We start from the raw sequence: 20468 nt of genomic DNA on the forward strand, positions 1-20468 counted from the left end.
GCCGCCTCTCACGGCAATAAGGGGAGGCGGCTTTTAGGCTATGCTAGTATTTGATGCAAATGTTCGATACTTCGCTGTAGAAGTCGAGGCTGAACATCCCGCCCTGCCGGCCGATGCCGCTCTGCTTCTCGCCGCCGTACGGCGTTCGCGGATCGCGAAGGAACCAGGTGTTCACCCAGGTGAGTCCGGCTTCGATCTGATGCGCTACGCGGAAGGCTCGGCTGCTGTCCTTAGTCCAGACGGAGGCGCTTAGGCCGTAATGCGTATCGTTGGCATAGCCGATAACCTCTTCTTCGGTATCAAACGGCTGTACCGTCACTACGGGGCCGAATATTTCCTCATTGATGACGCGGCAATCGTCGTTCACGCCGGTAATGATCGTCGGCTCGACGTAAAAGCCCCGTTCCGAGACGTTGGCGCGTCCGCCGCCGGTCTCGATGACGCAGCCGTCCTCACGGGCCGACTGAATGTATTGCAGCACGCGCTCGTAATGCTGCTCGCTGATCAATGCGCCGATGTTCGTATTCGGCTGCAGCGGGTCACCCACCACCTGCTGGCGGGTGCGGGCGATGAATTTCTCCAGAAATTCATCGTAGATCGGCCGCTGCACATAGATGCGAGAGCCGCACAGGCAGACGGCGCCCTGGTTGATAAAGCTGCTGCGAAGCGAGGTGTCCACCACTTCGTCCAGGTCGCAGTCGGCGAAGATAATGTTCGGGTTCTTGCCGCCGAGCTCGAAGGAGACCCGTTTCAGGCTTGCCGCGCCTGCTTTCATAATGCTTTTCCCGGTCGTCGTCTCTCCGGTGAAAGCGATGGCGCGTATGTCCGGATGCTCGGACATTGCTTCTCCGACGGTGCGGCCGGCGCCGTTGACGATGTTGATGACGCCGTCGGGCAGACCGGCTTCCTGGCATATTTCGCCGAGCAGCGTGGCGGTCATCGGCGTCCACCTCGCGGGCTTCAGGACGACGGTGTTGCCCATGGCGAGGCAGGGCGCCAGCTTCGCGCTCAGCAGCAGCAGAGGCAGGTTCCAAGGATTGATCATGCCGACGACGCCGAGCGGACGGCGCACGACGAAGTTCATCGCGCCGACCTCCATTGGGTAGGCGTCCGTCCCCATTGTCGAGATGAAGTTGGCGTAGAAGTGGTAGCTCCCCGCGGCGCGCGGAATGTCTACGTTCGTTGACAGCCAGAGCGGCTTGCCGGTATCCAGCGTCTCGAGCATGGCGAGCTCATCTTTTCTCGCCAGAATCAGGTCGCCGATCTTGCGGAGAATGGCCGCCCGCTCGCTGATTTTGGACTGCTTCCAGCCTCCGTGAAACGCGCGCTTGGCCGCTTCCACGGCGAGATCCACCTCGGTCTTGCCGCCTTCGGCCACCTGGCCGAGAATCTCTTCCGTCGCCGGGTTGATATTGGCGAACGTCTTCGGCTCCTGGGAGTGGACATACTTCCCGTCGATGAAATGCAGACAATCCATACCTTTAACAATCGTTTCCATGGATTAGCTCCTCCTTTGGATTGGGTGTGGCGCAGCCGGTACGGTACAGCTTGCGGTAGCCGTTCGGCGTCATCTGTAAGGCTCCTTTGAACGTTCTGTAAAAGGTGGACAGCGTCTCGAAGCCGAGCTCGAAACAGATGGAAGCAATGTCTTTATCCGTTTCCGCAAGCAGCTGCTTCGCAAGACGCATTCGAACCTCGGTTACATATTGCAGCGGCGTCATGTGATACCGTTCTTTGAAAATGTTATTCAAATGGCGGGCGCTGACGCCGAGTCTGGCGGACAAGTCGCCGGGATTCGCTATGGTATAGTAATGCGTATCGATATAGTCGCGCAGCTTCTCCGCCCGCATGCCGTTCATGCCGGAGACCGGTTGGCACCGCGCGAGAAGGAGAAGCAGCTCCGCCAGGCAGGTTCCGATAGCGAGCTTGTGAAGGAGCGCGCTGCGGGTTTGCTCGAACAGCATTTTGCGCGTCAGCTGCCGCAGTTCGTTGTCCCCGAACCCGTGAAGCTTGACGAGCCTGGAGCCGGCAAACTCCATATGGAGCAGCCGGTGTCGGACGTCTTGCTCCAGCAGCTGCTCGTCAAATTCGAGAACGAGCACCGTTAAGTTGGCGGCGGAGACGATGGAATGAGGACAATGAGGCACGATGACGACGCCGCTGCCGCGCTCGAAATCGGAGCTCACCCCGTCCAGCGTTACTTGGCCGAAGCCGTCGAGCGCGTACAATATTTGATGGATGTCATGATGGTGCTCCGTCATGACGTCGCCGTCGCTATGCCGGATTTCATATAAACGGATGCCAAGCATGAGCCGATCCACCCCTTGCGGTTTTGCGTCCGCTCCTTGCCGGCAGAGAGCGTCCGGAACCTTGTACTTTATACGGCTGCCGGGACCGGATTTAGCCTTTACGGCGGTCCTGCTGGGGCTGGTCGAAATCGGGATATCCGCCCGCATGGGCCGAAGCCCCCGGGAAGCCGATCCGTTCCCATACGCCGGGAGTGTTCAAGTACAGCGAGGTCACATCGCCCCGCAGCTGTTTGTAGAAGCCGGGGACGGTGGCCTTTAGCGCGAGCAGCACTTCATGGATCTGCCCTGGCTCGAGCTGATCGAGCGGCTTGCCGAACTGCGTTTGGGCTGCTGTGCATGCGGCATCCAATCCTAATGAATAGAGCTTCGCGTGAACGCCTTGTGCGATTCTCGCGGCTAATACGGCGCCGGCATCCGCCTCCGCTGCGCCTCGATCCGTCTCGTCGGCGGGGATAACGCCGTTAGCCAATAGGGCGAGCAGCTTGGCCTGCTCCGCCTCGCTTAAGTATTGCGTACTCATTGGTCGGCTCTCCTTCCTGGGTTACCATTGCCCCTGCCGCGCATTGGCGGCGATATAATCGACAGCGCGGCTCGCGATCGCCATCGCGGTCAGCGTAGGGTTCAGCCCGCTGCCGGTGACGAATACGCTCGTGTCGCAGATGAACAGGTTCGGTATATCGTGCGACTGGCAAAATTCGTTGACCACGGAGGAGTCCGGGTCGCTGCCCATCCGGCAGGTGCCCATAGCATGGGCTCCGTAGTTCAGGCCTACGCGCACCTTGCGTGCGCCGGAAGCCTCCATCAGCTCGACGGCCTTATCTCGCGCCGCGCCGGCCAGCTTGATATCGTTATCCAGCCACTCGATGGCGACTCTGGCGGCTGGAAGCCCGCGGTGATCCTTCACGTCAGGGTCCAGCGTCACCGTATTATGCTCGCTCGGCAGCCCTTCGGCATGAGCCCACCAGGCGGCCGTGTACGGGTAGTCCTTCAGAAATTGCTTGAGCTCCGCTCCTACGAAGTCGCCGCTCAAGGTTGCGTAGGTGACCGGCGTCATCATATAGGACAGCAGGATGAAGCCTCGGGCATAATCGTTGCGCGCATCCGGCTTGTAATAATCCTGCACCATCACCTGTCCCATCTGAATGCCCTTATAGGCATTGACAGGCTCGTCGAAGGTGCCGAAGACTTGCCATGTCGGATGGCTGAGCATATACTTGCCGACGGCGCCGCTCGAATTGGCCAGCCCGTCCGGGAAGCTCGGGCAGGCCGACAGCAGCAGCAAGCGCGGCGTTTCGACCGCGTGAGCCGCCAATATCACGAGCCGCGCCGTTAGCTCGCGCTCGTTGCCTTCGGCGTCCAGGTACAGGACGCCCGTTACCCGGCCGGCGGCGGCGTCGTAATTGACGCGATGCACGAACGCCTCGCTGATCACTCGCACACCGGCGGCTTCCGCCTTCGCCAGGTACGTGCCCTGGCTCGTCGCCTTAGCCTCCGTCGGGCAGCCGGCGGCACACCAGCCGCAGTACGTACAGGCGGGACGCCCGTCGTACTCGACGGAGTTCACGGCGATGGGCGGCGCGAACGGCTGCGCCCCGGCCTTGTGCGCGCCCCGGGCGAGCACCTGCGCGTGCCAGCTGAAGCGGTGCGCCGGCATCGGCAGCGTGTACGGCTCGGGCGCGTACGGCCCGCAGTCGCCGGCGACGCCGAAATCACGCTCAACCTTGGCGTAGTAAGGCGCCAGGTCCTCGTAGCCGATCGGCCAGTCCGCCCCTACGCCCTCCAGACTGTAGGTGCGGAAATCCTCCGGATGGAACCGCGGCATGACGCCGAGCCAGGTGAGCGTGCCCCCGCCGACGCCGATGCCGGTCTTGGGCACGACCTGGTGCTTGCCGGCGTATACGCGGGGCTCGGTCCATTGGATTCGGGCATGATTCGCTTCCGCATTGGCGAAGTCCCGATCCGGTTGGAACCGCTTACCTGCTTCGATAACGGTAACGGAGAAGCCATGCTCGGCCAGCTCCTTGGCGACGAGTCCGCCGCAGGCTCCGGAGCCGACGACGATGACATCGACAGGCTGTGTTGGCATCTGTTGAACCCCTTTCCCAATAAGCTGGATTTAAGTGTTTGCACTTGTTATGGAACGGATGGACGGCATATAATGACAATAAGCATTAGGCAGCATATTTGAATATTTGGGAGTTAATTCCATATGAGCTTGCAGTGGATCGAATTACCGGCTGAGGGAATGCTGATGTATGAATTTCAACATGTCGACGGCGATGTGGTAAAACCCCATCATCATCAAGTGCATCAGATTTTGTATGCGTTGGAAGGTCAGGGCAAGATTACGTTGAATGGAAAAAGCTCCGAGTACAGTCAAGACCGGGTCGCCGTAATCGTGCCGAATTCGGAGCACGCGATCGTATCCGATTCGAGGCTGACCGTGCTTGTGCTTGCTTTTGATGAAAGGATCTTCGATACGCCTATGAGGCAAGAGCTGCTGCATCCGTATTTCGGGATGTCGCAATTGGGCAAGCCGAATCCGTTAACCGGCGGCGAGCTTAGGCAGTTGCTGCGCAAAATGCTGTACGAGCAGTCGAGCGCAGGCAAGCTGGGCGCTATTGCGATGAAAATTATTTTGTCCGAGCTGCTGATCGTGCTGGCCCGTTCGCTGCATATGCAGCAGGCGACGGATGCCAACAGCCTGAGAGCGGAGCGCATTCGCCATTATATCGATACTCATTACTTTGAGATTGTGAACGCCGGCGATATCGCCGCCAAGCAAGGGATCAGTCTGCGCTACATCAACAACATTTTCAAGGAGCAATACAGCTTGACTCCCATGCAATATTTGACCGATATCCGCATCGGCATGGCGAAGCAAATGCTGGCCGAGACGGACAAGGACATCGCGTCCATTTGCTTTGAACTCGGATTTGAAACCGTTTCCACATTTTATCGCATCTTCAAAGATGCGGTTCAAATGCCGCCGAACAAATATCGAACGCTGCATAAAATGCAAGAGCCCGACAGAAGCGGATGACGGTATCAGGGATGCCGGGGAGCAGAATGACCGGAAGCAGAAAATGCATGATGAAGCTGCTGGGCTGCTGTAAAACCAATACGTCATGCGTCCGTGTTGCTCTAAGGAGTGCTGCCGTGCCAGCCGAGCGTTGTTTGGCCGCTAGGGAACCGTTAGCTGTTAGCTATTAGCAGGACTCGGCCCCGGCCCCGGCCCCGGCCCCGGCAGAAGAGAGGAATTGCGGCTTTCTAAGATCAGGAGGCGGTCCGCCAAGACGGCGAACGGCGCCCGGCAAACGATTATGGGCCCATAATCGATGCTTCGCGAGAAGCCGATACAAGGCCATCATAAATCAAGGCGGTGCCGTTCGTCTTTGCAACAGAGGAAATGGTTTCTTAATATTGGAACTAAAGTTTATGTTTTAAATACCGGCAGCTGCGGCCAATATCCATGGCGTGACGAACAGCGTAATGACAGCCGCGAGGATCATCGAGATGCTGGATACGGTCCCGGAAACGCTGCTGAACTCGAAGGCTTTGGACGTGCCGGCTCCATGAGCGCTCGTACCGAGCAGCACGCCGCGGGCGATATCGCCGCGGATGTTGCACATCCGGATGACATAAGGGCCTACGATGGAGCCGAAGATGCCCGTCATCATTACAGCTACAGCCGTAATGGTCGGGATGCCTCCGATGGACTGGGAGACGTTCATGGCAATCGGCGTGGTAACCGAATGCGGGAGCAGACTGAACGCAAGCTGATCGTTAAGCTGCAAAGCACGGGCCATCCATACGGAAGAGGCGACGGCCACTGCCGAGCCTGACAGCACGCTGACCAGAATTTCGGCAGCGTGTTTTTTGATGAGCGCAAAATGCTTGGATAGCGGAATGGCAAACGCGATGGTCGCCGGCTGCAGCATATCGGACAGCCAATGAGCACCGGTATTGTAGGATTCAAAGGAAGTGCCCGTCGCCAGAAGCAGAATGACGAGTACCGCAGGCGTCACGATGATAGGCGACAGCAGCAGCGACGGCTTGAATCGGTGGAGCCTTTTGGCTGCAATATAAATAATGACGGTGGCAAGAAAGCTCAACGCGCCGATGATCATGGACGGGCACTCTCCTTACGTCTGGCTGCGGCTATGGCTTGCGCTACCCAGCCGCTGCTCATCATGACCACAATCGTACCGAGGGCAACGATAAGCGCAATCCGCCAGCCGTCGCTGACGAGCAGCTGGCGGTAACCGATGATGCCGACGGCAGGGGAGACGAAAAACAGCAGCAGCTCGGCGATCAGCCAGTTCGAGCCGGCCTCGAGCCATTCGCTGCGCACTATTTTCGTTTGCAGCAGCACGAACAAGACGAGCATGCCAAGAATGCTGCCGGGAATCGGCAGATGAAGCCAGGCGATAAGTAGGTTCATCGCCCAGGAGAATATAATTAACAGCGCAATTTGCGCTATGATGTTCAAAGCTTTTTGCATGGCTGCCAGCCCCTTTCATAGGAAAGTGTACAGCAGCTTCTTTCATAGGTAAAATACATATACAGAATGTTTTTCATTCCATTTGTCTATGGATCAAAGGGGGCTCCCCGTATGGATATGCGGCATTTGCAATATTTTGTAGAGGTTGCCCGGTGGAAGAGCTTCACGAAAGCCGCGCAGGCGCTCTATATTACACAGCCGACCATCAGCAAAATGATCAAAAATCTCGAGGACGAGCTGGGCGTTCTGCTGTTCGAGCGGCTCGGCAAGCGGATCGAGCTGACGGATGCAGGGATGGTTTTGCTCGGACAGGCACAGCATATGGTACAGTCGTTCGATACGATGACGGCGCATTTGGATGAGCTGATGCAGGCGAGAAGGGGGCGGATCCGGATCGGCTTGCCGCCGATGGTGGGAGCGAGCTTTTTCCCCAAAGTGATCGGACGGTTCCGCGAGCAATTTCCCGGCATTACGCTGCAGCTGTTCGAGCACGGGTCGAAAAAGGTGGAGGCGGACGTAGGGGCGGGAGAGCTGGACATCGGCGTCATTCTGCTGCCTACGAAGGAGGACCTGTTCGAGTCGTTTTCCTTCGTCAAGCAGCGGCTGATGCTTGTCGTTCATCCTGCACATCGGCTGGCCGGGCATAAGACCGCCTCGCTCATCGATTTGAGGGACGACTCCTTTTTATTGTTTCATGAGGAATTTGCGCTGCATGACCGGATTTTGGACGAATGCGAGAAGCTGGGGTTTCAGCCGAATGTTGTGTACAAAAGCTCCCAATGGGATTTTATCAGCGAGATGGTCGCGGCGAATTTGGGGATTGCGCTGCTGCCGGAGGCGATATGCCGGGAGCTCGACCCGGAGCGGATGCGGACGATTCCTTTGACCGATCCGACCATCCCGTGGCATTTGGCGATGATCTGGCGCAAGGACAGCTATCTATCGTTCGCGGCCCGGGAGTGGATTGCTTTTGCGAAAAGCATGCTGCAGCCTGCCACTTGAATCTGTCCCTAGGACCGCAGCAGCTGCAGGACTCCTTTTACTCGACCAGCAGGGCAGCCCACACAATGAAGGTAAACAGCAAGGGAGCCAGCGTACAGCCGACGAAGACGGCGACCCAGAAGCCTTTGGTGAAGACGATTTCCTTAGCGCTTGCCATAACGCTCAAGCGGGGAGGGCGGTCCAGCTGGCCGATCCAGCGCTGCAGCAATTGCTTCGCATGAGCTTCGTCCCGGTCCTGCAGCTTGCTCCACAACTCGGTATGAAGGGCTTCCATGTCTGCTTTATTGTCGCTATCCTTAACGGACATCATAGGGGTAACGGCCTCCTTTGGCATGAAGGTGGATGCATTCATCTCACCATTATACCAGATGTGTTCCAAATAGTGGAAATGGATGGTTCAGTGGCAACCGTAAAGGTATTGCAGGGCACCGCTCTTGAGAAGGAGGCTGGTCGTCTTAGCGAAGCTGGCAGCAACCGGCAGCAAACGCAAAAAAACCGGCTCTATGGCCGGTATATAGAAACGTCGTTCAACTTTGGGCTTCGCTATTTCTTTTTTGCTTTGGCTTCCTCTTTTTGTTTTTTGAAAACGGCAACATTGACCGCATTGCTTGCCAACGCATTGCCCAGCTCTGTTTTTGCATTCGCGGACTGGGATATGTTAATGACGATATACAGATTTTTGCCGATGCGATGCTTGTAGGTCTTTACGTTTGTTTTTGACTTCGCTTTCGGTTTGGATTTAGCCATAGCGCATCCCCCTTATCCTGTAATAACAGCATATGAAAGGGATGTCCTTGAGGTTTAGGCGAAGGAGCATCTGGCAAACACATATTTGCGGCATGCTGCATTCAGGCATATGGGGGCATTGTGATCGTTCGTAAGGGCAGCAGGTTTAACTACATTAAAGGAAAAAGGCCGTTATGACACGCATGCAGCGTAACATAACAGCCTTTTCGCTTTTTCGGTGCCACACGACTTTGCAGCCGAGCGCCCCGTTTACTGCGCAACAGCAGCATCAGCTGATTGACCTGGGTGCAGCCGGCCTTGGTTTCCTGCGAACTCGGAATAAGCCTGCTCCTCGTGCGCCGGAATTGGCGAGTAGTGGCTGCAGCCAAGGTCATGCTGAGTACTATGGGCGCGTTGCGGTAATGGGTAATCCTAACCTTTTTCGTGGTGATGCTCCTCTGATGTTGCTTATCTCTATTTGTGTATAGAAGGATTAATCCTTAACAAGTAAATCGTGTCGACATCCATCTAGACGGAGCAGGGGTTGCAAATGTTGCATGTGGAATTAATTGGATAACGCTATTATCGTTCTTTGATTTCTTTAGGTCCGCGGAGGCCTTCTAAAATGTAGCCCCTTCCGCCATATACGCTGTAAGCCGCTTTTTCCGCTTTACAGCACGCCTGAGCGCAGGCTGCCCCGCTTGTAAGACGGATTTTCCGTCTTACAAGCGTTTGAAACCGCGAGGCGTAAGGTTTATCAGAGCTGTAAGGCGCTATTTCCGCCTTACAGCACGCCGGAGCGCAGGCTGCGCCGCCTGTAAGACGGATTTTCCGTCTTACAAGCGTTTGAAACCGCGAGGCGTAAGGTTTATCAGAGCTGTAAGGCGCTTTTTCCGCCTTACAGCACGCCGGAGCGCATGCTGCGCCACCTGTAAGACGGATTTTCCGTCTTACAAGCGTTTGAAACCGTGAGGCGCAAGGTTTTTCAGAGCTGTAAGGCGCTTTTTCCGCTTTACAGCACGCCGGAGCGCAGGCTGCGCCGCCTGTAAGACCCGCAGCGTGGCAAACGACAGTGTCTCCCCCAAAAGGAAATATGCCCGCCCATACTAAAAAAATCCCCGCATCTCGACAGCAAACGCTCCAGTCGGAATACGGGGATTTTCAACGCCTATCGTGCAGCTACAAGCTTCTCTTGAGCGGCATCCACGGCGGCTTCCTTCTGCTTGGCGCTAGCAAGCTCGCGCTCCAGCTCGTACGGCAGGCACAAAGGGACACCCGAACGTGGGTCGCGGATAATGTCCGCCTCGATGCCGAATACTTCCCTGAGCACATCGAGGGTCATGACCGCTTCCGGCGTGCCGCTGCTGACGACCTGCCCGCGTTTGATCGCGACCATATGGTGCGCGTAGCGGGAGGCATGATTGAGATCGTGGACGACCATGACGATCGTACGCTTTTCTTCATCGTTGAGCTTTTGCAGAAGCTTCAACACCTCGAGCTGATGAGCCATGTCCAGGAACGTCGTCGGCTCATCGAGGAACAAAATATCGGTGCCCTGCGCGAGAGCCATCGCAATCCATGCGCGCTGCCGCTGTCCGCCGGACAGCTGATCGACAGGTCGGTCGTAAAACTCCGACATGCCGGTCATATCGATCGCCCAGCGGACGATCGCCTTGTCGTCGGGAGATAACGATCCGAAGCCCTTTTGATGCGGGAACCGTCCGTAGGTGACAAGCTCCGATACGGTCAAGCCTTCGGGCGCAATCGGATTTTGCGGAAGAATCGCCAGCTGCTTGGCGACTTCCTTGGTCGATTGCTGATGGATGGACTTGCCGTCCAGAAACACGCCGCCGCTTTTGGGCTTCATAATCCTCGCCATCGTCTTCAAGATGGTGGATTTGCCCGATCCGTTGGCGCCTACTAGGGCGGTAATTTGACCAGGGGGGATGCTAATATTCAGGTTATCGACAATGGAGCGTTCTCCATAAGCAATATTTAACTGATTCGTGTATAAGCGTTCCATCTGTTCCTCTCCTTCAGGAAGCATAGTCGTTCCGATAATAATGATAATCATTTTCATTCAATTATAAAGAAACAACGGGCAAAAGACAATACAAAATTCGTTTGACAATGATAATCATTTTCACATAAAATCTTATGGAATAGCTACCTCTTATAGGGATGTGAAAACAATGCGGTACAAGCCTGACTCCATTCGTCATTATTACCTGGAATACATGGCAACGGAAGAGTGTAAGCTCCAGGCCGAGCAGAGCCAAGTTATCGTAACCGGGGATGAGCATGCGTTCGGCTTCGTATTGCAGGAGAAATGCAACGTGAGTTTGCAAACAAACTCCATGCGCAGCTCGGGCAAAGTATTGTGCGGAGAGACGTTCCTAATTCCGCCTGACTGCCGGTGCGCTATTGATAATAGTTCCGCCTCGACCGCCTTTATGCTGATCATCCGCTTCCAGTGCTCCGCGAGCGTGCCGGCCTCCAGCTCTCCCTTACAGCCGTTCCGTCTGGTCGAAGACTTCCGGCTGTATACCTTCCGGACGCCTCAAGCCCGAAGCTGGGTGCAGGATTTCCTCGGCGATATCGGGAGCCGGGAGCCTGCATTGTTCTACCAGCTTCAGTCGCATCTATACGCCATGGCCGCCGCATTGATGATGATCGTGCAGAAGCCGCGGGAAATGGAGAAGAGTCTGGTGGAGTATGTAGAGCAGACCCGGCACTATATTATGCAGCATTACAGCGAGCCTATGGACATAGAGGATATCGCCCGCTTGTCGGGAGCGAGCCCGAGCCGGTTTTATCAGGCTTTTCGCAGACAGACCGGGCTCAGCCCGCATAAATTCATCACAAAGCGGAGGCTTGACGCTTCACTGACCTTACTGGCGGGATCGAAGTCCTCGGTCATCGAGGCGGCTCACTCCGTCGGTTATCCGGATGAATATTACTTCAGCCGAATGTTCAAGAAGCACTTGGGACTCACGCCGACCGAATTTGCGGCCCGTACGAAGAAGCGGCTCGCCTGCCTGTCACCGGTGCTGCGCGGGGATTTGTCCGTCTTGGGAATTACGCCGGAGCTAAGTCTGGAGCGCGGGTGGGTCGAGCAGCCCGAGATCCCGCTGAAGCAAATTCGCCAGATGGAGCCCGAGCTCATATTGGCTCCTCCGATCCCGAATGATATTCACCAGGAGCTGATCCAAATAGCGCCGGTTATCGTCATTCCGTGGAAAAAGTATCCTTGGAAAGAGCGGCTGCTCGATATAAGCCAGCTGTTCGACCTGCAGGGCATAGCGGAGCACTGGCTGTCGTACTTCGACATGAAGGTGGAGAACGCCCGGCTTCATGTCCGCCAGCATTTGGGGGACGATCCCGTACTGCTTGTACACGCAGCGGACGAACACCGGTTTCGCGTCTTCGGCATGCAGATGAAGAAGATGAAGGATTTGTTTTACGACGATTTGCAGGTGCAGCCGCCGGAGCCCGCCCGTGAGATCGGGGCGCTGGACGTCACCTCGCTCAGTGATGTCGCCGCTATCGATTGCGATAATATCCTGTTTCTGGTGGGACACGCCAAATCGGAAGATTTCTGCGATCATCTGGCGCTAAGATGGAGGCAGCTGAGACGAAGCCGCGGGAAAAAGCGGTGTCTGTTCATCCGCCATGAAGACCCTCTCCTGTACAACGCGGCGGCTCATGAAGGACTGGTGGACCAAACGGTCAACCATTTAATGAGCAAAGGCTCCTGAAGTTTCGCAAATCCAAAAATCTCAAGAAGGATTTGCTGCAAGTTGAAGGGATTTGCTTTGCAGAGTCGTCCAATAGAGCGTTTCGCGTGAACGACCGCTCAAACCGTGATACAATAAGCTTGCTGATAAGAATGGTTCGCATGACAACCATCTCCATCGGCAGGCTTTTTTGTTAATTCGCGATAGGGCGATTGCCCGTCGTCCTCCAATTCAGTCATTTGTTAAGGGTGTGCTACGTAGATATGTATTTGGAGTGAAATATTGATGATCGGGCTGCAGAGTGGTTTATTTTCCGCGGGGAAATAACTATGATGGTGGTAATATGATTGTTTGACCGAGAGAGGAGGCTCCTATGAACCACAAACCGACCATCTTGATCTTGACGGCGAGCTATGGTGACGGACATTTGCAAGCGGCGCGAGCGCTTAAACAGTCCTTTTTATCCCGGGGTACGGAACGAGTTCGAGTCGTCGATCTCATGAGAGAAGCGCATCCTTTTTTGAATAGCATTACAACGACCTTATATTTAAAAAGCACGCAATCCTCCAAATTCGGCCTCGATTATTACGGCTGGAGCTACTATATGACGCGCGAGACCAAGCCGGATCTTGCCTGGAACCGGTATTTCAAGATTATCGGCAAAAAGAAGCTCAAGGAAATTATCGACGAAGAGAAGCCGGACGCGATCATCAACACGTTTCCGTTCGGGGCGACGGCCGAGCTGTGCCGCAGCTTGAGAATCCCGTGCTTTACCATCATTACCGATTTCGCCCTTCATTCCCGGTGGGTGGACTCGCATATCGACAAATATTATGTGGCGGCGGAGGAGATCAAGGATCAGCTTGCATCGTACGGCTGCTCGCGGCACCAAATCGAAGTAAGCGGGATTCCGATCCGCAGCGATTTTATCCGTTACGATGCTTCGAGCCATAATGAATTCCGGACGATTCTCGATCCTTATCGCAAAACGGTTCTTATATTGGCCGGCTCCTACGGCGTTCTCGGCAATGTGGATGATATGATCCGGCCGCTTCTGGCCATCGACGATTGTCAAATCGCCGTGGTGTGCGGACGAAACGCCAAGCTGGAGCAGAAGCTTCTAGCTCAATATTCGGATGAGCAGCACGTTCATATTTTCGGTTTCCTCGATAATATTCATCAGCTTATGGCCTTATCTTCCTGTATTATTTCCAAAGCGGGCGGGCTTACCTTATCGGAATCGCTTGCGCTGCGCATCCCGCTGTTTATTTATAAGCCGTTCGCGGGTCAAGAGAAAGAAAACGCCATTTTTCTGTCCAATAAAGGAGTTGCATCCATTTCTTACAGCACCGAGGAGCTGACGGACCAGATCCGCCGCTTTTTCGGCGATGAGCTGCTGTCTGCAGAAATCAAATACCGCATGGAGCGGATCCAATCCAAGTGCGCTGCGGAATTCATCGTGGAGGATGTCCTCCGAACGATCGACCGTACCGTGCCGATGGTAAATAATCCGTAATAAGCGGGGGATACTAAGCAAAAAAGTATAATGGAGGAAGGGGAAGCGCAGAATGCAGACTGTTCATAAACCGTCCTTTGCCGAACATAGAATATGGTATGGCATCATTTTATTTCTCGTCGAATTCGTGCGGGGTGCGTTTCTCGTTTCCTTCCTACCTACGTACGCTGTTAATGCGCTCGGATTTACGGTAACGACCGTAGGGTGGGCCGTATCCATCCATTACATTGCCGATACCGTCATCAAATGCTACGCAGGCTATTTGCTGGACCGCTTCTCTTTAAGATTTACCGTTACTTGCGGCCTTGCCGTCTCCATGGCAGGTTTATGGCTGCTGTATCAGGTGCATTCCGTGTGGCTGCTAATCGGCGCATCCGCGCTGTTCGGCATCGGGCTGTCGCCGATCTGGCTTGTCTGCCTCAGCAAGGTCAAGCCGGAGCACCGCGCCGAGCAAATGGGCATGCTGTATACATGCTGGCTGGCCGGTCTTGGAGCCGGCCCGATCGTCATCAACTTTATTATCGATAAGAGCTATTCGATCACCTTCTGGCTCATGATGGGGCTGTGGGGGGTCAGCCTGCTCTTGTCTTTGTTTATAACCAACACCAAGCTTTCCACTCCGACACAAATTCCTCTTCAAGACCAGCTGGCCATGCTGTGGGACCGGCTGCGTTCCATGAAGAAGCTGCTCCCCGGGATGACTCTGCAAACGACTGCAGCAGGCATTCTGGTCCCTGTGCTTCCCGGCTTCGCATCCCATGCCCTAGGCTTTAGTTACTCCCAATATTCGTACTTGCTCATTGCCGGAGGCGTACTTACGGTAGCGGCGCTGATTCCAATGGGAAAGCTGTCCGACCGGTTCGGTAAAAAGTGGTTTCTTATTCTCGGCTTCACCGCCTTTGCGGTAACGTTATTTTCCTTAACTTTAGCGTCCCAGCTGTGGATGGCGCTTACTCTTGCAGGCTTGCTCGGCATATCCTATGCAGCGGTTCTGCCAGCCTGGAACGCGCTTCTTGCGCAATATGTTCCGAATAACAATCAAGGCTTGGGCTGGGGCTTGTTCTCCAGCGTGGAAGGGATAGGCGTCATTATAGGACCCGTAATCGGAGGTTGGATTGCCGATACGTTCAGCGAGAGTATGGCTGTGCTTGCCAGCGCCGTGCTGCTAGGGGCCATTGCGGTATATTACTGGATCGCCCCGCCCGAGGGAACAGGGGAAAGGGTGGCACTTAAGAATTAGGAAGGACGAAGGCATATGGGGCATTTGTTCTGGATCATCATTGGAGTGTTGTGCATTTATACGATCATTCCGACGATACTCGTTCGTTTGTTCAGATTGGGCGTGTATAAAGAGAGAACCACCGAGCGGTGCATGTTCCTTACGTTCGACGACGGTCCCGATCCGCAATATACGCCGCAATTGTTGGACTTGCTGAAAGCATACGATTGCAAGGCCACTTTTTTCGTGCTCGGATCGAAGGCGGAGCAGCATCCGGAGCTGATTCGGCGCATGCATGAAGAAGGGCATTTGATCGGGCTGCATAATTATTCCCATCGGGCTAATGCGCTCATGACGCCGCGAAGAGTAAGAAAACAAATCGATGACGCGGTACAGGCTGTAGAGAGCATCACGAGAGAGAAGCCGGTGTATTACCGGCCGCCGTGGGGAGTCATCAATCTGTTCGATTTTTTGCTGCTCAAACGGTTTCACATGGTGCTCTGGTCCCTCATCGTAGGAGATTGGAGAAGCCGCGGCGGCAAGGATAAAATCAAGCGCAGGCTCCTGTCGAAGGTGCGAAATGGGGCGGTTATCGTCCTTCATGACAGCGGTCAGACGTTCGGGGCGAATGAGGATGCTCCTGGCTTTATGCTGGAGGCGCTGCAGGAATTTGTGGAGGAAATGAAGCGGCAAAAGTACACCTTCCTGCGAGTAGATGCCGTATCTTCATGGCCGCAGGATCAGACCACGGTCCTCGGGTGGCACCGCAGGCTGCCGATCGCCCTGTGGCTGAAGTGGGAGCAATTGTTTCATACCGTATTTGACCTTACTCCCGTAGATCCGAATAACCGACTTCTGTATTACCGCATCTGCACGTATCAAGGAATCCGTATTACGCTTCCCGACGGAGAAGAGATACGCAAGGGCGACCGGGTGGTCGAGCTTCATTTTAACAACGAGATGATCTTCCGGCTGGCTTCCGGCACCCGTTCCATGATGCATCTGGCCGTACAGCTGATCCGCCTGGTGCAAGAGCTGATGCCCAAAATGACGGAGCAAATTCTCAGCAATTCGGACATCAAGGGGATTTACGGCATTACCATGATTTACAGGGGGCCCCAGCAGTTCGGATTCACGGTGAGAGATATGCCCCGCGGGGTATTTTATATCATGACCAAGCTGTATTTGCGTATGCTGCTCTGGGTAATTCATCCCCAAGGGAAAAAGCGGCTCGAGCTCAAAAGCGACCTGCTCACACCCAAAATTCTTGCCATCTCCACCAAGGAATTGCAAAAAAGGTATTCGGTTTCCCACGGTACATAACCGCCTGCGGTTAGGGCATATTATCCCTGATCTGATTTTATGGGTTAGGGGTGAAGGCATGAAGCGAGCAGCTGGTTGGGCATTATGCTTGCTGCTGACGGCCGGCATCGGGTGGATGCCCGTTTCTGCGGCGGCGGATGCGGCTGCCTTGAATCCGTATCACTTCGGGTTTAAGAAAAGCAAGCATCAGGAGCCAGCCTCCATCAATGAGGAAGGCTTCAAAGGAATCGTCCAAAAGAACGAGGCGATATTCCTCGGTGATGTTACGAAGAAGGAACTTTATTTGACCTTCGACAACGGCTACGAGAACGGCTATACGGCCAAAATTTTGGATGTGCTCAAGGAGCATCAGGTGCCCGCTATTTTCTTCGTAACCGGACATTATGTACAGGATCAGCCGGAGCTGGTCAAACGGATTGTGGATGAAGGGCATCTCGTCGGCAATCATTCCTGGAGCCATCCCGATATGAGCCAAATTTCCAATCAAAGGCTCAAGGAGGAGCTCGACAAAGTCAAATCGGGAGTGAGCCAGCTGACGAGCCAAAAGGAGATGCGATATTTGCGCCCGCCTCGAGGCATCTTCAACGACCGGATTCTTGCAGCGAGCAAGGAGCTGGGCTACACCAGCGTATTCTGGTCCATTGCATACAAGGATTGGGATACGAAAGCGCAAAGAGGGGCGCAGTACGCTTACGATAGCGTAATGAACCAGCTTCACCCGGGAGCGGTCATTTTACTCCATTCCGTATCCAGTGACAACGCGGCGGCATTAAGCCGGATTATTATCGCAGCCAAGGAGCAGGGCTACGAATTCAAAAGTCTCGATCAAATGCAGGCACGAACTTATTAGCCGAATACCCATTGCAAAATGAAAAGGCATCGATCCTCTGATTAAGAGAACGGTGCCTTTTTTCTGCCCATACTATCCTCCGGATGGAGCGGTTCCTGCGGGAGACCGAAAATCGATCCGGTAAATTTTCTTCGGACGGCCCCGCAATTTCTCCTGTTTCACATAAGCGACCTTCGCTGGAAATATCGAGACTCTCGCTCAGCTGCTGCACGTACGGATTCACGTCGTTGCAGAAGGCGGCGTCCACCGGATTTTGTCACAATTGCAGGCGATATTAACAAGCGAAATGCTTTTGTTATGTTTTTTTAATGTTTTGGGCTGATTTTTTATTCGATTGTAACGGGCGATTCAGTAATCTATACCTAGGTTATTCAAGCAAGCAGCAAACCATAAGGGAGAGATTACTAATGATGAAACGCAAAAAGTTCGCAGCATGGGTTATTACGACGGCCGTAGGCTTATCCGCTATCGTTCCTCAAGTATCCGCAGCAGTTAACTTTACCGATAACGGGGCGGCGACGCCTTATAAAGCAGCTGTTGAAGAAATGGCTAAGCAAAACGTCATTACAGGCTATGGCGACCAGGAGTTTAAGCCGAACCAGAACGTTACTCGCGCGGAATTGGCAAAAATGGTTGCTCTGGCGCTTCACGTGGAATTGAAAACCGACGGCAAGCTGTCCTTATCCGACGTAGCGGACAGCGACTGGTATCAATCGTATGCCGCGGCGCTTGTTAGCGTCGGCGCTATGAAGAGCGAAGACGGCAAATTCCAGCCTAACAAGCCGGTTACTCATGAGCAGCTGGTAGAAGTAACGGCCGCAGTTCTGAAGGTAGACGCCGCTCAAGTGCAGGCTCTGCTCGGCAGCTCGTTTGTTAAAGGCAAGTTTGCAACGCGCGGTGAAGCGGCACTGCTCATGTATGCAGCACAGCAAATCGCACCGGTGCAAATTACAAGCATTACGCCGTTGAATGCGATCACGCTTCAGGTTACTTTCTCCGCTCCGCTTCCGAAAGAGAACACGGACGTGGATAAAGCGAAAGCTAATATTTCCTTCGACAACGGCTTGAAAATTTTGAACATCCCGCAATTGAAAACAGGAGCGACAGCAACCTACATCGTTCCGGTAACTACGCAAAAAGAAGGAACGACCTATACGATGAGCTACAAAGGTCAAGCTTCGATGACCTTTACGGCCAACACCGAGAAGCTTCAGCTTCGCTCCGCACAACAAGTGGCCGCCGATACATTCGAAGTGGAATCCAGCCTTGAAGACGGCGTTGCCGATTACGGCTATATCGTGGCAGCTTACAGCGCCGGCCGCAAAGGTGCCTTCATCGTGGATGACAACAATGTGTACAACGGCAAGCAGTACGAAATTCTTTCGTCCATGAGAGACAAGCAGGTGACCATTACTCCTGAGGGCGGAGAGGCGATGATCGCCAACTACATTCCGTTCACGCAAGCTACGGACGGAAGACAAGCTCCGAAGTTCCGCCTGCCGAACGGTCAAACGTTCAAGCCGGGCGTGAAGTACACCGTGACTTCCGATTGGGCTGATATTGCCAGCGGTACGTTCACCGCTAAAGAGATCGCACCGCTTGCTATCCAGTCGGCTGCACAAGTCAGCGAAACGTCCCTCGATATTACGTTGGCCCAAGATCCTAAAGACGAGCTGTTCGCATTGCGCAGCGTAACATTGACGCCGGAAGGCGGCGGTGCTCCTATCACGGCTCAATACAAGCTGACCAGCCGCAAAGGAGCGACAGGAACATTCGATCTGCAGAACGGCGCGAAGCTGGCGGCAGGTACGAAATATACGGTAGCGCCTGTTGGCGGATGGGCGACTGCAGCTTCAGTCACACTGACGACTAAGTAATAATTATCGGAACATGAGATAGACAGGAAAAACGGCAACGAAAGGAGAGCGCCCTGTATGTGGAAGAGGGTGCTCTCTTTCTCATTTATGGCATTGGCCGCCGTACAACAATAAGCGAGGTGAAGATGATGAATCGAAAGCATAACCGATCAAGAAACATAGCTAGGCTGCTGCTGATGATGATGGTCGTACTGGCTTTGGCAGGTTGCCAGCTTCAGCCGGATCGCAGCGGACAGGAGGCGCCGGCGCCGATCCCAGGCTTGGCTGGTCAAGGCTCCGCAGCCGCCGATCCTACGCTGCCTCCGACCCCGACCCCGGCGCCTGCGCCCAAGCAGGAGGAGGCACCGGCAGCCAAAGCTTTTGCGTACAGCTTGATGATTACGCACTCCAAAAGCAATACCGTTTCTTTCGTCAACCCCGAAAGCGGCGTTATAGAAAAACAGCTGGAAGCCGGAACGGCTCCATTCGCTCTAGCGCTCGACGCAGGAAGCGGCAGAGCCTACGTCTCTACAGCGGAAGGCGTGGCCGTAGTCGATACGAAGCAGCGCAAACGAACTGCGCTCGTGCCGTATCAATCGGCTATCCAGGCCATCAAGTTCGGTGAATACCGGCCGGGAGGAATGGGGATTGCCGTCTCGCCCGACGGTCGTTTCGTGTACGTCGGCGTCTATTTGCCGGGCAAGGCGAGCCAGGTGGAAATATTGGATACGGAGAAGCTTGCCATCGTTGGAGCGGTCCCCGTCGGGACGAGACCGTTCGATGTTGTCGTCAGCAAGGACGGCAATGAAGTGTACTCAATCGACCACGACTCGTATTCCGTCACCATAGTCGATCCCATGAAACGGACCGCCCGCAAAATAGATGTAGCCCCATACGGCAAAGGAGGCTTTGAAAAGCCGCACTACGCTGTCATAAGGGAGGACGGCCATCTGCTGCTGCCGTATCAGGGGCGAGGGCTCGTAGATTTTGATCCCGTCCGCGGCACGTACGAGACCAAGCCGTTGAACGGGAATTCGCATCAGGAAGGAGTAGCGCTGACGCCGGACGGTACCCATATGCTGATCATCGGCAATGGAGCCGCAGGCAGCGCTACCGGAAGCCCTAATCTTACCGTGCTGGATATGCGGACGCTGGGTGAGAAAATCATCCCGCTGAACCGCGTCCATCAGATGGTGGCATCCAGTCCGGACGGAAAACTGGCATACCTTACAGGGGGTGTCACATATGCCGATACCGGCTGGGACGGTCTAACCATCGTCGACTTGGAGAAAGGCACGACCAAGGAGATGGCTTTGCCGGATTATCCGCTGGACGTCAAAATAGTCCAACAGCAGCCTGATGCGGCTAAGAGCTGAAGCGGGAGAGGGGCTGAGACCGGCAGGCGGAGTATGGATGCTCAGCCGGC

Annotated in this window: 18 protein-coding genes; 9 read left to right on the forward strand and 9 right to left on the reverse strand. The window is 54.8% G+C overall.

The genetic code is table 11. The features are described 5' to 3' along the window. Positions 1-43 precede the first annotated feature (43 nt). Genes ACFQ88_RS27395 through ACFQ88_RS27410 form a run of 4 tightly spaced genes read right to left on the reverse strand, consistent with a single transcriptional unit; the run spans position 44 to position 4395 of the window. Complete coding sequence (locus ACFQ88_RS27395; protein ID WP_379459145.1) at positions 44-1498, reverse strand: aldehyde dehydrogenase; 1455 nt, start codon at positions 1496-1498, stop codon at positions 44-46. Further along, positions 1482-2456 (reverse strand): helix-turn-helix domain-containing protein, encoded by a 975-nt coding sequence (locus ACFQ88_RS27400; RefSeq protein WP_379459147.1) that lies wholly within the window; start codon positions 2454-2456, stop codon positions 1482-1484. The genes ACFQ88_RS27395 and ACFQ88_RS27400 overlap by 17 nt, the downstream gene beginning before the upstream one ends. Next, complete coding sequence (locus ACFQ88_RS27405; protein WP_239630686.1) at positions 2401-2829, reverse strand: gluconate 2-dehydrogenase subunit 3 family protein; 429 nt, start codon at positions 2827-2829, stop codon at positions 2401-2403. Before ACFQ88_RS27405 ends, ACFQ88_RS27400 begins: the two co-directional genes overlap by 56 nt. Positions 2830-2850: 21 nt before the next feature. Continuing rightward, positions 2851-4395: a GMC family oxidoreductase gene (locus tag ACFQ88_RS27410; RefSeq protein ID WP_379459149.1), complete on the reverse strand. Its 1545-nt coding sequence runs from the start codon at positions 4393-4395 to the stop codon at positions 2851-2853. 123 nt (positions 4396-4518) lie between these two features. Between ACFQ88_RS27410 and ACFQ88_RS27415 the strand changes: the two genes are divergently transcribed. Continuing rightward, positions 4519-5352: a helix-turn-helix domain-containing protein gene (locus ACFQ88_RS27415; RefSeq protein WP_379459151.1), complete on the forward strand. Its 834-nt coding sequence runs from the start codon at positions 4519-4521 to the stop codon at positions 5350-5352. 400 nt (positions 5353-5752) lie between these two features. On the opposite strand, the gene ACFQ88_RS27420 is transcribed toward ACFQ88_RS27415, so the two are convergent. Both ACFQ88_RS27420 and ACFQ88_RS27425 read right to left on the reverse strand, forming a co-directional pair. Beyond that, on the reverse strand, positions 5753-6439 hold the full coding sequence (locus tag ACFQ88_RS27420; RefSeq protein WP_379459153.1) for an LrgB family protein: 687 nt from the start codon (positions 6437-6439) through the stop codon (positions 5753-5755). Further along, positions 6436-6813 (reverse strand): CidA/LrgA family protein, encoded by a 378-nt coding sequence (locus ACFQ88_RS27425; RefSeq protein ID WP_239630690.1) that lies wholly within the window; start codon positions 6811-6813, stop codon positions 6436-6438. The genes ACFQ88_RS27420 and ACFQ88_RS27425 overlap by 4 nt, the downstream gene beginning before the upstream one ends. Positions 6814-6924: 111 nt before the next feature. Here ACFQ88_RS27425 and cidR point away from each other — a divergent pair, with 111 nt between their 5' ends. Then, complete coding sequence (gene cidR, locus ACFQ88_RS27430) at positions 6925-7815, forward strand: cidABC operon transcriptional activator CidR (protein WP_239630691.1); 891 nt, start codon at positions 6925-6927, stop codon at positions 7813-7815. A 37-nt stretch (positions 7816-7852) separates the two neighbouring features. Here cidR and ACFQ88_RS27435 read toward each other — a convergent pair whose 3' ends face one another. From ACFQ88_RS27435 to ACFQ88_RS27445, 3 genes are all read right to left on the reverse strand, one after another. After that, positions 7853-8125: a hypothetical protein gene (locus ACFQ88_RS27435; RefSeq protein ID WP_379459156.1), complete on the reverse strand. Its 273-nt coding sequence runs from the start codon at positions 8123-8125 to the stop codon at positions 7853-7855. Positions 8126-8358: 233 nt separating this feature from the next. Next, positions 8359-8562 carry a hypothetical protein gene (locus ACFQ88_RS27440; protein ID WP_239630693.1) on the reverse strand — a complete coding sequence of 68 codons (204 nt, stop codon included), beginning with the start codon at positions 8560-8562 and terminating at the stop codon, positions 8359-8361. Between the two features lie 1147 nt (positions 8563-9709). Next, complete coding sequence (locus ACFQ88_RS27445) at positions 9710-10564, reverse strand: ABC transporter ATP-binding protein (RefSeq protein WP_379459159.1); 855 nt, start codon at positions 10562-10564, stop codon at positions 9710-9712. Positions 10565-10733: 169 nt separating this feature from the next. On the opposite strand from ACFQ88_RS27445, the gene ACFQ88_RS27450 reads away from it, so the two are divergent. From ACFQ88_RS27450 to ACFQ88_RS27480, 7 genes are all read left to right on the forward strand, one after another. After that, complete coding sequence (locus ACFQ88_RS27450) at positions 10734-12299, forward strand: AraC family transcriptional regulator (RefSeq protein WP_379459161.1); 1566 nt, start codon at positions 10734-10736, stop codon at positions 12297-12299. A gap of 352 nt (positions 12300-12651) precedes the next feature. Further along, positions 12652-13794 (forward strand): MGDG synthase family glycosyltransferase, encoded by a 1143-nt coding sequence (locus tag ACFQ88_RS27455; protein WP_239630696.1) that lies wholly within the window; start codon positions 12652-12654, stop codon positions 13792-13794. A gap of 52 nt (positions 13795-13846) precedes the next feature. Continuing rightward, positions 13847-15034 (forward strand): MFS transporter, encoded by a 1188-nt coding sequence (locus ACFQ88_RS27460; RefSeq protein ID WP_379459163.1) that lies wholly within the window; start codon positions 13847-13849, stop codon positions 15032-15034. 15 nt (positions 15035-15049) lie between these two features. Then, a complete protein-coding gene (locus ACFQ88_RS27465) occupies positions 15050-16336 on the forward strand; it encodes a polysaccharide deacetylase family protein (protein ID WP_379459165.1) in 1287 nt (428 codons plus the stop codon). A 58-nt stretch (positions 16337-16394) separates the two neighbouring features. After that, positions 16395-17186 (forward strand): delta-lactam-biosynthetic de-N-acetylase, encoded by a 792-nt coding sequence (gene pdaA, locus ACFQ88_RS27470; RefSeq protein ID WP_379459167.1) that lies wholly within the window; start codon positions 16395-16397, stop codon positions 17184-17186. A 407-nt stretch (positions 17187-17593) separates the two neighbouring features. Next, a complete protein-coding gene (locus ACFQ88_RS27475; protein WP_379459169.1) occupies positions 17594-19063 on the forward strand; it encodes an S-layer homology domain-containing protein in 1470 nt (489 codons plus the stop codon). Positions 19064-19191: 128 nt separating this feature from the next. Beyond that, complete coding sequence (locus tag ACFQ88_RS27480) at positions 19192-20418, forward strand: beta-propeller fold lactonase family protein (protein WP_379459171.1); 1227 nt, start codon at positions 19192-19194, stop codon at positions 20416-20418. The last annotated feature ends 50 nt before the right edge of the window (positions 20419-20468 follow it).

This window comes from Paenibacillus sp. NPDC056579, assembly GCF_042793215.1.
Lineage (GTDB): Bacteria > Bacillota > Bacilli > Paenibacillales > NBRC-103111 > Paenibacillus_S.